This is a genomic window from Leptobacterium meishanense (assembly GCF_037645805.1).
Taxonomy (GTDB): domain Bacteria; phylum Bacteroidota; class Bacteroidia; order Flavobacteriales; family Flavobacteriaceae; genus Leptobacterium_A; species Leptobacterium_A meishanense.
Window position 1 is genome coordinate 212,436 of the sequence record NZ_JBBEXE010000006.1, and the last position, 13,162, is coordinate 225,597.

At 34.8% G+C, this 13,162-nt stretch carries 17 protein-coding genes and 4 tRNA genes; 5 read left to right on the forward strand and 16 right to left on the reverse strand.

The features are described from left to right. Nucleotides 1-47: 47 nt before the first annotated feature. From WBG21_RS08285 to WBG21_RS08345, 13 genes are all read right to left on the reverse strand, one after another. A tRNA-Thr gene (locus tag WBG21_RS08285) sits at nucleotides 48-119 on the reverse strand. 5 nt (nucleotides 120-124) lie between these two features. Beyond that, nucleotides 125-197, reverse strand: a tRNA-Gly gene (locus WBG21_RS08290). Between the two features lie 41 nt (nucleotides 198-238). Then, nucleotides 239-321: transfer RNA gene (locus tag WBG21_RS08295), tRNA-Tyr, on the reverse strand. Between the two features lie 37 nt (nucleotides 322-358). Further along, nucleotides 359-432 (reverse strand) — tRNA-Thr (locus WBG21_RS08300). Between the two features lie 90 nt (nucleotides 433-522). Then, on the reverse strand, nucleotides 523-825 hold the full coding sequence (gene hpf, locus WBG21_RS08305) for a ribosome hibernation-promoting factor, HPF/YfiA family (protein ID WP_340076755.1): 303 nt from the start codon (nucleotides 823-825) through the stop codon (nucleotides 523-525). A gap of 46 nt (nucleotides 826-871) precedes the next feature. Continuing rightward, nucleotides 872-1,765: a tyrosine-type recombinase/integrase gene (locus WBG21_RS08310; protein ID WP_340076757.1), complete on the reverse strand. Its 894-nt coding sequence runs from the start codon at nucleotides 1,763-1,765 to the stop codon at nucleotides 872-874. Between the two features lie 110 nt (nucleotides 1,766-1,875). Then, nucleotides 1,876-2,070: a 30S ribosomal protein S21 gene (gene rpsU / locus WBG21_RS08315; protein ID WP_340076759.1), complete on the reverse strand. Its 195-nt coding sequence runs from the start codon at nucleotides 2,068-2,070 to the stop codon at nucleotides 1,876-1,878. A gap of 62 nt (nucleotides 2,071-2,132) precedes the next feature. Beyond that, nucleotides 2,133-3,272 carry an acyl-CoA dehydrogenase family protein gene (locus tag WBG21_RS08320; protein ID WP_340076915.1) on the reverse strand — a complete coding sequence of 380 codons (1,140 nt, stop codon included), beginning with the start codon at nucleotides 3,270-3,272 and terminating at the stop codon, nucleotides 2,133-2,135. Between the two features lie 36 nt (nucleotides 3,273-3,308). Beyond that, nucleotides 3,309-4,046 carry a ComEA family DNA-binding protein gene (locus WBG21_RS08325; protein ID WP_340076761.1) on the reverse strand — a complete coding sequence of 246 codons (738 nt, stop codon included), beginning with the start codon at nucleotides 4,044-4,046 and terminating at the stop codon, nucleotides 3,309-3,311. Nucleotides 4,047-4,190: 144 nt separating this feature from the next. Then, nucleotides 4,191-5,825, reverse strand: a complete 1,635-nt coding sequence (locus WBG21_RS08330) for an alanine/glycine:cation symporter family protein (protein ID WP_340076763.1) — start codon at nucleotides 5,823-5,825, stop codon at nucleotides 4,191-4,193. Between the two features lie 81 nt (nucleotides 5,826-5,906). Further along, nucleotides 5,907-6,932 carry a potassium channel family protein gene (locus WBG21_RS08335; protein WP_340076766.1) on the reverse strand — a complete coding sequence of 342 codons (1,026 nt, stop codon included), beginning with the start codon at nucleotides 6,930-6,932 and terminating at the stop codon, nucleotides 5,907-5,909. 1 nt (nucleotide 6,933) lies between these two features. After that, nucleotides 6,934-7,161 carry a PspC domain-containing protein gene (locus WBG21_RS08340; protein WP_340076768.1) on the reverse strand — a complete coding sequence of 76 codons (228 nt, stop codon included), beginning with the start codon at nucleotides 7,159-7,161 and terminating at the stop codon, nucleotides 6,934-6,936. A gap of 42 nt (nucleotides 7,162-7,203) precedes the next feature. Next, nucleotides 7,204-8,478: a DUF2851 family protein gene (locus WBG21_RS08345; RefSeq protein WP_340076770.1), complete on the reverse strand. Its 1,275-nt coding sequence runs from the start codon at nucleotides 8,476-8,478 to the stop codon at nucleotides 7,204-7,206. A 63-nt stretch (nucleotides 8,479-8,541) separates the two neighbouring features. On the opposite strand from WBG21_RS08345, the gene WBG21_RS08350 reads away from it, so the two are divergent. From WBG21_RS08350 to WBG21_RS08370, 5 genes are all read left to right on the forward strand, one after another. Continuing rightward, nucleotides 8,542-9,387, forward strand: coding sequence for a peroxiredoxin family protein (locus WBG21_RS08350; RefSeq protein WP_340076772.1), 846 nt, complete (start codon nucleotides 8,542-8,544; stop codon nucleotides 9,385-9,387). Between the two features lie 234 nt (nucleotides 9,388-9,621). Next, nucleotides 9,622-10,461, forward strand: a complete 840-nt coding sequence (locus tag WBG21_RS08355) for an alpha/beta fold hydrolase (RefSeq protein ID WP_340076774.1) — start codon at nucleotides 9,622-9,624, stop codon at nucleotides 10,459-10,461. A 7-nt stretch (nucleotides 10,462-10,468) separates the two neighbouring features. Beyond that, nucleotides 10,469-10,609 carry a hypothetical protein gene (locus WBG21_RS08360; RefSeq protein ID WP_340076776.1) on the forward strand — a complete coding sequence of 47 codons (141 nt, stop codon included), beginning with the start codon at nucleotides 10,469-10,471 and terminating at the stop codon, nucleotides 10,607-10,609. A gap of 14 nt (nucleotides 10,610-10,623) precedes the next feature. Beyond that, nucleotides 10,624-11,094, forward strand: a complete 471-nt coding sequence (locus WBG21_RS08365) for an RNA polymerase sigma factor (protein ID WP_340076778.1) — start codon at nucleotides 10,624-10,626, stop codon at nucleotides 11,092-11,094. Beyond that, nucleotides 11,066-11,677 carry a hypothetical protein gene (locus tag WBG21_RS08370; RefSeq protein WP_340076780.1) on the forward strand — a complete coding sequence of 204 codons (612 nt, stop codon included), beginning with the start codon at nucleotides 11,066-11,068 and terminating at the stop codon, nucleotides 11,675-11,677. Before WBG21_RS08365 ends, WBG21_RS08370 begins: the two co-directional genes overlap by 29 nt. Nucleotides 11,678-11,695: 18 nt before the next feature. Here WBG21_RS08370 and WBG21_RS08375 read toward each other — a convergent pair whose 3' ends face one another. The 3 genes from WBG21_RS08375 to WBG21_RS08385 all read right to left on the reverse strand — a co-directional run bounded on the left by WBG21_RS08375 (nucleotide 11,696) and on the right by WBG21_RS08385 (nucleotide 13,117). After that, entirely contained in the window at nucleotides 11,696-11,968 is a 273-nt protein-coding gene (locus WBG21_RS08375; RefSeq protein ID WP_340076782.1) for a DUF4242 domain-containing protein, read from the reverse strand. 160 nt (nucleotides 11,969-12,128) lie between these two features. Further along, the gene (locus WBG21_RS08380) at nucleotides 12,129-12,440 is read right to left on the reverse strand and encodes a rhodanese-like domain-containing protein (RefSeq protein ID WP_340076784.1); all 312 of its coding nucleotides are present in this window, start codon (nucleotides 12,438-12,440) and stop codon (nucleotides 12,129-12,131) included. Nucleotides 12,441-12,502: 62 nt separating this feature from the next. After that, on the reverse strand, nucleotides 12,503-13,117 hold the full coding sequence (locus WBG21_RS08385; RefSeq protein ID WP_340076787.1) for a thioredoxin family protein: 615 nt from the start codon (nucleotides 13,115-13,117) through the stop codon (nucleotides 12,503-12,505). Nucleotides 13,118-13,162 lie beyond the last annotated feature (45 nt).

Below are 13,162 nucleotides of genomic sequence, written 5' to 3' on the forward strand. Positions count from 1 at the left end.
TTTTAATCTTAGTTATATATATTAGTGTTCAATTTTATGCTAATATGAGCCAATGACGAGATTTGAACTCGTGACCTCTTCCTTACCAAGGAAGCGCTCTACCCCTGAGCTACACCGGCCTTTGAGCGGGAGACGAGGTTCGAACTCGCGACATTCAGCTTGGAAGGCTGACGCTCTACCAACTGAGCTACTCCCGCATATTCAATTACAAATTGACATTATGGTCGATTTATAATTGTGGGGAGAGCAGGATTCGAACCTGCGAAGGTAAAAACCAACAGATTTACAGTCTGTCCTCGTTGGCCGCTTGAGTATCTCCCCGTATCGTTTTTAAAAGAACTTTCTAAAGGGTCTTTTGAGCCGATGGAGGGACTCGAACCCACGACCTGCTGATTACAAATCAGCTGCTCTAGCCAGCTGAGCTACATCGGCTTTTTTCAATAAAAAAAGTCCGCTATTTCTAACGGACTGCAAATGTAGAGATTTATTTTTTTATTCAAAACATTTTTGTTTTTTTTTTAGTTATATATGAGCCCTTAATTTTCCTTTTCTTTTTAATAGTACTCTTTCCAATGAATCGGTAGCTGTATCAAGTGCTTCTTCGAAAGTTTTACATTGTTTTTTAACCATAAATGAATCGCCTGGAACATATACTTTTACTTCTACTATTTTATTCTCCTTACTACTTGTATTCTCTACTTTCAGATATACATCCGAATGAATAATCTTATCATAAAAATTCTCTAATTTGTCCATTCGTTTTTGAATGAAGTCAACTAATTTACCATCTACTGTAAAATTTACAGATTGAACGTTTACTTTCATTTCACCTGGTTTTTATATTAAACTTCGTTTTTATAAGGCCATTATGTTAATTTTTATTTCTGGGGTGTGCCTTCTTATATACTTTTTTTAATTCTGAGATACTGTTATGGGTATATACTTGTGTGGATGCCAAACTGGCATGGCCCAGTAACTCTTTTACCGAATTTAAATCTGCACCTTGATTGAGCATGTGAGTCGCAAAAGTATGCCGTATAATATGTGGACTCTTTTTCATTTTTGAAGATGCCATACTAAAATAATTATTTATAATTCTATATACAAGCATTTCATACATTTTATTCCCTTTTTTTGATAGAAACATATATTCATAAGCTTCCTTATTAACGAATTGTTTTTCTCTAACATCCATATATTGTTTTATGGATTTTTCTAATGATGTAATAATGGGAATAATCCGTTCTTTATTTCTTTTTCCTAAAACCTTTATGGTCATAGACGAAAAATCGATATCATTTATTTTTAAATTGATCAATTCACTTCTTCGAATTCCTGTAGCATAAAATAATTCTATAATCAACTTGTTTCGAAAGCCTTCAAAATCATCATTGAAAGGAACCTCCGTTAGTACTTTTTCCATTTCTTTTTCAGAAAAAGGGACTTCTACTTTTTTAGGGATCTTTAATGCCTTGTGTTTTATGAGTGGGTTTTCTTTTATACTCCCCGTTTTGAGCAAGAATTTATAATAGGCCTTTAAAGATGCTACTTTTCTGTTTATAGATCGGTTTGAAATGCCTTCTTCTACAAGTTGGACAATCCAGCTTCTGATTTGAGAATAATTTACATTTTCTATGGTTTCAACTTCATAAACTTCTTTACAAAAACTTAGAAAAGCTTCTAAATCTTTTTTATAAGCTGCAACCGTATGCTTAGAGTATTTTTTTTCAAGAAGAAGATAATCTGTGAGAGAGGTGAATAGCATACACTAATATTGTTATATAAAATTACAAAATATATTTGTGTATGTATGCTTATAAAAAAAGCCTTGATAGAAGAAACTATCAAGACTTTTTATCATTAAAAATATAGAAATTAAATTTCTTCTTGGTCTTTAAGGTTTTGAATATATTGTGCCTTTTGGATTTCAGCCCTTCTCCGTACGGAAGGCTTGGTATATTGTTGACGGCTTCTTAATTGACGCATTGTGCCTGTACGATCAAACTTTCGCTTGTAACGCTTTAAAGCTTTATCGATATTTTCTCCTTCTTTTACGTGTATGATTAACATATGCTTACCACCCCCTCTCTTTTAGAGGTTGCAAAGATAGCGGATTTATCGAATTTCAAAAATTATTTTAAAATATTTCTTGCAATCACCAATTTTTGAATTTCAGTAGTACCTTCACCTATGGTACATAATTTGGCATCTCTGTAAAATTTTTCTACTGGGAAATCTTTGGTATAGCCATACCCTCCATGAATCTGGACTGCTTCGTTGGCAATTTGCACACATATTTCTGATGCATACATTTTAGACATTGCACTCAACTTTGTCATCTTCCTTCCGGCATTTTTTTCATAAGCAGCTTTATGGAGTAACAATTCAGCTGCTTCTATTTGTGTAGCCATATCAGCCAGTTTAAAAGATATCCCTTGAAACTCGCTAATGGGTTTTCCAAATTGAACTCGTTCTTTAGAATATTTTAATGCAGCTTCATAAGCTCCTTTAGCAATCCCTAATGATAATGCTCCTATGGAGATTCTTCCTCCATCAAGGATTTTCATGGACTGGATAAAACCGTCTCCAACCGCACCTAAACGATTTGTGTCAGGAATTCTACAGTTATCAAATACAAGTTCAGCAGTTTCACTGGCACGCATTCCCAGTTTGTTCTCTTTTTTCCCACTACTAAATCCGGGAGTACCTTTTTCAATAGCAAAAGCTGTCATACCATGAGAATCACCTTTTTCACCAGTCCGAACAATAACAACGGCGATATCTCCACTTTTGCCATGGGTTATAAAGTTCTTAGTTCCATTGATAACCCAATCATCTCCATCTTTTACTGCTGTAGCATTCATCCCACCAGCATCAGAGCCTGTATTGTGTTCTGTAAGGCCCCAAGCCCCAAGCCATTCTGCAGTAGCTAGTTTTGGGATCCAGCGTTGTTTCTGTTCTTCATTTCCAAAGGATAAAATATGATTGGTACACAAAGAATTATGCGCTGCGACTGATAGCCCAATAGATGGGTCTACTTTTGCTATTTCTTCTATAATGGCAATGTATTCATGATACCCTAATCCGGAACCTCCGTAAATTTCAGGTACTAATACACCCATAAAACCCATTTCTCCTGCTTTCTTGAACACTCCTATCGGAAACTCCTGAGATTCATCCCAATCCATTACATGAGGGCGAATGTATTGTTCTGCAAACTCTTTCGCTGAAGCAGCTACCATTTTGTGGGTCTCAGAGTAATCAAAATTCATTTGTGTAGCAGTATCTATACTCATTATTTTAGGCTTTTATTTAGTCGTCAAATATAATTCAATTCTATTAATTTTTTCAGTGGGGAAATCTTGAATTTTTGTTAATTCTTTTATAGATTCTATCTGCCCATGTTTAGTTCTGTATGAGATAATATCCTTTGCTTGTTTATAGTTGACATATGGAATGGCTGCCAATTCATTTAATGACGCTGTGTTTATGTTTACTTTCTTTATATTTGGAGGTGATAAAATTGTGTATTTTTCCAATAGTTTTTCAACTACCTCCGGAGCTAGCCCATACACTTCTTTTAACTGGCTTTCTTCTGAAAAGCCGTATAGCAAATCCCTATATTTCACAATCCGTTTCGATAGGGTTTTCCCAATACCATTTATTGCTTTTAATTCTTCTGCAGTAGCGGTATTTAAATCTTTTTTAGGAAGAGTGGTCAATATTTTTTTATTCAAATTCGGAGCAATAGATTTTTTATTTTGTCCAGGAAAGTTCAGATATGGTTTAATATTGTTCATCAAAGAATCTGATGCCTTAGTTATTTTTTGAAATTCTTCTAATGTATAGACTTGTTTTCCAGTCTTTCTATATTTTAAAAAACGGTCAATTTCTTGCTCATCCATTCCTAAAATGTATCCTCTGTAATCATTTAAATAATTTGCATTAAACGGATAAATTTTAATCTTTTTATTTTCTTCTACTTCCTTCTTCAATGAATCGACCTGATTATTTAAAACAGTTAATTCTTTTTCATTAACTATCACTGAATCATTTGAAGAGAAATCAACGAAAAAATAAATACATTGAAAAATCACTATCAGGATTATCAAAAAGAAAATCCCACTTCGTTGTTGTTTGTTAAAAACAAAGTGGGATTTCATATTTTCCATCTTCTTAAATAGAAACTTTTATTTTGCCATGGCTTTTATAGCATCTAAATATTTATTCATTTCTTCTCTTACTTTAGGGAATAAGAAAAGTAAACCTATCATATTAGGGAACACTAATGCCAATATCATTGCATCTGAAAATTTGATAACAGCATTTAATGTAGTAGAAGCACCTATGACTATAAATATCATAAATAACACTTTATAGGTAAGGTCTGCTGCTTTTCCTTTTCCAAACAAATACTTCCAAGACTGTAATCCATAGTACGACCATGATATCATAGTTGAAAACGCAAATAATACAATAGCTATAGTAAGTACTTTTGAAAAATGGGGAATTACAGAATCAAATGCTCTGGAAGTCAATTCTACCCCTCCAACTGATTTTCCGGTTTCGTTCAATATTACATTTCCTAAACCATCACCACCATATTTGAATACAGTTTGCGCTGCCTCGCCATCCATGTTAAAGAAGATAATAACCAATGCGGTCATGGTACATATCACTACAGTATCGATAAATGGCTCTAGCAATGCTACAATCCCTTCACTCGCCGGGTATTTGGTTTTTACTGCGGAGTGCGCGATAGCTGCCGAACCGGCACCTGCTTCATTAGAAAATGCGGCTCGTTGGAAACCAACAATAATAACACCTATAATACCTCCTAAACCGGCCAGTGGTGTAAATGCACCTTCTATAATGAGCATGAAAGCATCCCCTATTTTGGTGAAATGTGCAAATATGATAATCAATGAAGCTAGCACATAAATACCTGCCATGAAAGGGACTATTTTTTCTGTTACATTAGCAATTCGTTTAATCCCGCCAATAATTACTACGGCTACAATCCCTGCTAACACTAGTCCTATCCAAAAACCGGATACTTGAAAATTCCATCCTACTAAATCTGACAATTGTTGTGCTGCCTGATTGGACTGAAAGGCATTTCCCCCTCCAAAAGAAGCTCCTACACATAATATAGCAAATACAGCAGCTAATACTTTTCCAAGACCTTTAAGTCCTCGTTCTTTTAATCCTTTTGATAAGTAGTACATCGGTCCACCATATACAGTTCCATCCGGGCCAACATCACGGTACTTAACCCCAAGTGTACATTCTACAAATTTGGACGACATTCCTAAAAGACCACATACAATCATCCAAAAAGTGGCGCCAGGCCCTCCTATAGCGATAGCTACTGCTACACCTGCTATATTACCCAATCCTACGGTTCCTGAAACAGCAGTTGCCAATGCTTGAAAGTGGCTAACTTCTCCCTCTTTGCTTTCATCCTTAATTGTTCCAATAACATCTCCTCCCACACTTAACCCAGGAGCATCATCTACCCCTGCTGTCGCACTGTGGTGATCTAATTCATCATATTTCCCACGTACGGTATTAATGGCAAGTGGGAAATTTCGGATGTTTGGAAACCTAAAATAGAGTGTGAAAAATGTGGCCCCAACAACCAATAATATCAACACTATGGGGATATCAAATCCTGCTATCGGAACAGGGTATAATACTTTATGTTCCCACCAGTCGGCAATAGGCTGAAACCATTCATCTATACGTTGTCCCAATCCCTTTTCTTGAGCAAACATCATTAAAGGGGATACAAGTAACAACAAAGAAAAAAATCTTTTTTTCATAATGTAGGTATTGATTAATTTTATCTGTTTAGTTTTTAACAGTCGCCAATATCCTAAAAAAAAGTGGCTAAATCAAATTTTTTATTTCTCAAATATATTTTTAGGGATGTTGAACATAGCATTCAATTTTTTGATTTGTTCAGGACGCCCTAATACGACTAATTTGGATTGTGGGAGTAATTGTGTTTCACCTTCCGGGTTGATAATATACTGTCCTTCAGGCTCTTTATAACCTATTACGGTACACCCTGTCATTTTCCTTAAATCTAAATCTATAATTGATTTGTATTGATACTCTTCGGGCAATGCATCTATGGCTACCTCTTCTAAATTGATAGTGTTTTCTCCCTCTATGGAAAGCTGATCTAGAAAAGACATCATATCAGGCATAATGACCAATGATGCCATGTGATCACCTCCTATTTTATCGGGCATAATGGTTTTATTAGCACCTGCCAATTGTAGTTTGGATTGAGATGTTTCCTGAGAAGCCCTGCTAATGATGTATATTGTTTTATTTAGTTGTCGTGATGATAACACTACAAATAAGTTATCAGAGTCGTTAGGCAAAGTGGTGATTAAACACTGTGCTCTTTCTATTCCTGCATCTATTAATGTTTCATCATTATTTGCATCGCCTTTCACAAATAAAATATCCGCTTCGTTCTCTTCTATAACTCCTTCATCATTTTCTATAACTACAAAAGGGCGCCGATATGCTTTCAGCTTTGCAGCAGCCTGCTTTCCATTCCTTCCAAAACCACAGATAATAATATGGTTTTTCATTTGATCAATCTTTTTCTTCATCTTTTTCATTTTTAGTTGTTGAAAAGAACTTTTTGTCAAAATATACTCAGTAATGACTGATATGGCATATGCGAATATAAAAACGCTTGATATAATCAGGAATATTGTAAATATTTTAGCAGTATCATCTACAGGTTGTACCTCACGAAAACCTACTGTGGTTACCGTAATAATTGTCATATAGACCGAATCTATCCATGAGAATCCCGATAGAAAACGGTAGCCGATTACACCCATTGAAAAAACGAGAAAGAGTAAGGCTAGTGCTGTATAAAATTTTGATCTAAAGAGTTTAAACATATTATAAATCAAATACTGAGGTACGTTTAGTGTAAATCAAATCCTTTAAACGCAACCAAAATGCCAGGGTTAAATAGACTGCAAACCACACTCCAAAAGTGGCAAAAGAGACATAAATGAAAAACAACCGTACATTTTTTGCCTTCATCCCCAGACGTTCTGCCAAACGGGATGATACTGCAAAACCATGCTTTTCAAAGAAATAACGAATGTTGTTCATCCATCCCATGAAACAAATTTGATGATTTTTTATGAATAAAAAAAGTACTCGCTACCCCTTTAATAATGTATTGCCTACAGCACACCGCAAACAATTGTTCTTCATGCAAAAGTCATTATATAATTGCAAAACACCTTGGCTTTCCAATGCAGATGGTATTTCCATACCTATGTTTTTGTACTTATCCGAAATACTATTTTTTTCTGCTTTTATAGCTGTAATTAACTGCAATAATACATCGTTTTCGTCATTTCCCATATATTTTGCATAGCAAAACTTTATAGGCAATATCGTATTGATGATTAATAGATCTATAAAGCTTTTAGAGACTTTCTTGACCTGTTCTCTGGATTGTTTCCCGAAAGTGTAATGGGTCTCCCAATATACAGAGGTTGCTACATCAAATAATTTATACAACGCCTCAACAGTATTTGTCTTAATAATCTCGGAAAACAAATTTTGATACCGGTAATACAATGTGGCTAACTGCGATAACCGCACCGTAGGGAAGTTAGCCGGACGTAACTTAAAAAACTTCGGAGCTATCGGACCGTCTTGTATTGTTACAAACTTATTTTTCAAGTACGCATATTCTTTTTGAAGTGCCCCGGGGTACGTTTCTAATAGATTGGTTGCTTTTAACAGACCAGTGACTCCCATAAGCAATGCTTCTAATTGCACGGGGTTCGACCATACTTTTCTAACAACAGCAAAATCCAACCGTTTCGCTGCTTCATAAAACGCTTCTCCATTGATATTCAATCCAAAATTGCGCATCAACATCTTAAAAAGAACAGCTTCCCAGTCGTTTTGAGAAGCTTCCAGTTCTTCAAGAATACGGGTGGCTTTGTTTTCTAACCGTTCAAAATACAGTCGCTCCAACCAGTTTTTCACAACAAAACTGTTTACTGAGCAAAGGCTGTTTTCGCAATTAATAAATTGTTGTTTTCCGGATACCAGTGTGTTGTAGTTGTCCAATAAATGTGCTGACACCCTATCCTTCAATTCCAGGGTCGGCAACAATGTGTTGTCACTCCGGTACACTTCTATATCATGTTCCCATACTACATGCAAGATCACATTGTTATAATTTTTATCTTTCTCGTGCCCGTGTGCATACCAATCCGATGATTTTACGTGTATTTCCACATTTCCTGCCCAAAGTTGCTCCCCTATAGAAAGCTTTGCATTGAAAAAATCAGGGCCTGCGTGTAAATTATGTATACCTGTATCGACTAAGTAAATAGTTTCACCTGCCGTGCTTTGTAAATTGGCAGTTTTCATTTTTTTGTATTTCCATATGTACTGTAAAAAATCTTCTTTCATGTGGTTAAATATAAAAATTAACTTTAAAAAAAGAACAGATAATCTTACATTAAATTCTGAATTATGAACAATCTTCTTAAATCTATTTTTATTGCTACGTTTCCGGCTTTTGCCATGATTATTGCTATTGATAGTATTATTCATATGATCCAAAACGATATAGGCTATCGCTATCTAGGACGGTTGGTCAGTTCTGGAACTATCGCTTTCTTATTCGCTTCCCTTTTTATTTATAAAAGGGCACGGACAGAACGCAATCTAAATCTTTATACTATTTTCATTGCTTTGGGTTTTCTCATCAGCTTTATTGGAGGCAGTTTTGTGGAAGGAAACAGCCTGTTAGGTGCTTCCATGAGTTTTATATTATTGGTATTATGGATAGCCTACATAAAATGGTATTCTGAGTTTGGAGAACGAAAAAGTGAGCTGCTCAAAGTAGGCAACACCTTGCCGGAATTCACCTTGGAAGATGGGGATAAAAATAAAGTCCTTTCTTCCAGCTATCTAGGCAGTCCTACCATTTTTTTGTTTTACCGGGGAAATTGGTGTCCGTTGTGTATGGCACAGATCAAAGAAATTGCTAGACAATACAAAGAACTTGAAAAAAGAGGGGCAAAAGTGGTGTTGATAAGCCCACAACCCCATAAGTTCACCAAATCATTGGCAAAAAAATACGATGTGAATTTTGATTTCTTGGTAGATGTAAATAACACCGTGGCAAAACAATTGGGCATTCTTACTAAAAATGGTATTCCTGCAGGGTTTCAATTATTTGGTTACAGTAGCGACACCATTATGCCAACAGTGGTGATTACGGATAAAAAGGGGAAGATAATCTTTGCAGATCTTACCGACAACTACCGTGTACGCCCTGAACCAGAAACTTTTTTGCAGGTGTTGGGACAATAAGAGAAAATTTGTTCTTTTTCTATATCTTAATATTAGTAGTATGATTTAAAAATCACTATAGAAACAAATCCTGTAATGACGCTCCCATAAAAAGCCTAAAGAAATTATAACAATCTCCCCATAATTTCAAGTTAATAATAAAGTCCTAAACTATTTTTAATGTAATTGTAACATTTTGACAATTCTCGTATCTAAAAGGTGAATTGAATAATTAACAATTTAAATTTTAGAAAAATGAAAATGAAAATCTTAACTATATGCTTTTTTACAACTATGTGTGTAAATGTATATGGACAAACGACATCTTACCCTTTTGAAATTCAAAAAACGGGACAAGGAAAATCATCAATAATTTTCATTCCAGGGTTTGCTTCTTCAGGAGAGGTGTGGAATGAAACAAAATCTGAATTTGAAAAAGATCATACTTGTTACTCTTTAACCATGGCAGGGTTTGCAGGTATGAAGCCAGAAGAAAACTCAACCTTTGAAAACTGGAAAGTTGCCATTGCCCATTTTATAAAAAATACTAAAATTGAAAAACCAATCATTGTAGGGCATAGCCTAGGTGGTGCTTTAGCTTTAGCTATTGCGTCTGATTATCCAAACTTAATTAGCAAAATTATTGTAGTTGATGCGCTACCATATTTGGCAGCTTTAATGAATCCGAATTTTGAAAGCAATGAAAACAATGATTGCTCTAAAACAGTCTATCAGATGACTTCAATGACAGACGAACAGTTTTATCAAATGCAGAAAATGTCTGTCCCAAGTCTTTTAGCTGATACAACAATGCAGAAAAAGGTGGTGAATTGGAGTGTTACATCCGACAGAAAAACATTTGCAGAAATGTATTGCGATTTTTCAAACACAGATTTGCGAGAGAGAATTAAATCGATAAAATGTCCAAGTTTGATTTTATTAAACTCAAACTTTTCAAGCATTAAATCTAATATAGAAAAGCAGTATGAAAATTTGAGAACTGCTAATTTGAAGTATGCTACAAAAGGCTTACATTTTATTATGTATGATGATAAAGAGTGGTATTTTGAACAATTAAATCATTTTTTAAATTAATAATCAGATGAAAAGAAAAAATAAATTTCCTGTTCTACCAGTCGCTTTGGGGATTGGAATAGCAATAGGTACAGCGTTGAAAAATTTCTCAGTTGGTATTGGGGTGGCTATAGCAATATATATAATTATTAAATTTTATAAAAATTAGGAAGAAACCAAACAATGAAATTTGATGAAATATACAAATCATATTGGCAAAAAATATTTCGTTTATGTATGGGGTTTGTTAATGATTTTGATTTGGCACAAGATTTAGCTCAAGAAACATTCATTATTGTTTGGCAACAATTACCAAAATTTAAAAACAAGTCTGCTATTGGTACTTGGATTTATAGGATTGCTTCCAATAACTGTTTACGGCAATTGGAGAAAGAAAAACGAATCAAGAAATCAAATTTACCATTAAATCTTAAGGAAGAAACTATAGAGTCTAATGAACATCAGATACAAATGCTTTATCAGTTTATTTCTGAGTTGCCCGAAACAGACCGTATCATTATTTCATTGGAATTAGAAGATATAAAACAAGCAGAAATTGCTAAAATTGTAGGTCTTTCTGAAGTGTATGTAAGAGTTAAAATTCACAGAATAAAAGAAAAATTAAGTGAAAAATTCAAAAATAATGAACAATAATACTGATTTTAAAAATATTTGGCTACAGCAAAAAGTTAGTAAGCCCGATATTGAAGAATTACACAATAAATTGAAACAATATAAGAATTCTACTATACGAAAACTTATCAAAACAAATGTGTTACTTATAGCAACAAGTGTATTTATGCTTTTTATTTGGCATTATTTTCAACCACAAATGATTACAACCAAAATTGGAATCATTTTGATTATCCTGGGTATTTTCGTGTTTCTATCTGCCAATAATCAACTGCTTCCAATTTTTAAAAAAAACGATAACACACAGAGCAATATTGACTATTTAAAAAGTTTAACTGCCATAAAAAAGAAACAAGTTTTTTTACAAACTACCATGTTAAATCTATACTTGCTTATGTTTTTAATTGGCCTATGCTTATATATGTATGAATATACATCTAAGATGACACTTTTTTGGGCAATTGTTACATATACCATTGCACTTGGTTGGATTGGGTTTAATTGGTTTTATACACGACCAAAAACAATTAAAAAACAAAAAGGTAAACTAAATGAGTTAATAAGCAAATTTAAAGATTTAAATAATCATCTGAATGAAGAATAAAAAAGCTACTGCTAAAAATTATTCCGCAGTGATCGGGTCTATCACATGTGCTACTTCATTCACAGAATTTACCGGAAAACCACCCTTTTTGGCATGCTCCCTGACCATGGTCTCGTTCGGGGCTATGTACACACAGTATATCTTGTCGCCGGTCACATAACTATGTACCCATTGTATCTGTGGACCCATGCTTTCCAATACGCCACAAGACGTTTGGGAAATACCTTTTAACTGTTCAGGGGTAAGGCTGCCTGCCCCCGGAAGTGCTCTTTCAATTACATACTTTGGCATAATATTGTTTTTTAGTTTGCCATCAGCATGTTTTCGGTTATATTACGGGGAAGTAAAGGATGTGGAACAAAAGTAAAGTTACGAAAAATTTGCCATTATAAAAACGGGGCACCCTACCCAAACATACCATTTGGTAAGGGCAGGAGAGCCAGTATTGATTTTACTCGACAATAGCACCTTCCCATTCCAAAATGCCCCCCAACAGATTGTAGGTATTGGTATAGCCCAAACCTTTCATGATTTGGCAGGCCTGCGCACTCCGCTTTCCGGAGCGGCAATACACATAGTAGTTTTTGGCTTTATCCATTGGCAATAAGTTATCTATAAAAGCCTGGCCTCCATAAATATCATTGTTTACAGCATTGGGGATATGCCCTTCTTCATATTCCTCAGAGGTACGCACATCGAGCACTATAGCGTTATTGTCTTCACTAAACTGTGAAGCCCATTCTTGTTGTGTAAGGTCTGTCATCTTTTTTTGCTGTAAAAATAGGATTTTATGCAGCATTTTAAAATATAAATGCCGTAAACTCATTATACTTTAATAGAGCAACCTATGGCCCTTGTGGTCTTCACAGGGATTTCCTGTCCAGCCAACATGGCATCTATGGCATCTTCCAGATAGTTGGTTTCTACAGCAGCAGCATCTTGATAATTGTCATCAATAGCTCCAATATATTTCACCTGATTGCCTTTAGCTGTTTTTTCCAATAAAAATACATGCGGGGTCCGGGTAGCGCCATACTGTGGGTAAATTTTTTGACCTTCATCGATCAAATACGGGAAAGTAAACCCTTTTTCTTTAGCGCGTACCTGCATCTCTGCAAAACTATCCTCCGGTTTCGATTCCGGATTGTTGGGATTGATAGCTATTACCGGAACACCTTTTGTTTTGTATTTTTTATCTAGGGCTACAATGCGGTCTTCATATGCTTTAGCATACGGGCAACTGTTACAGGTAAATATAACAATGAAGCCTTTGGCATCTTTAAAATCGGCTAGGGAAACCATTTTCCCATCGATATTTTTAAGTTTAAAATCTGTGGCATAATCACCTATGCCATATCCGGGTTTGCCAATAGTATTAGTGGTGAATGCCGAAGCTATCAGCAAACATACAATAAGCGTGGTGGTTTTTAGTAATTTCATTTTTTATGTTTTTAAGTTGAACATTTATGTTGATGTGTTTATTTG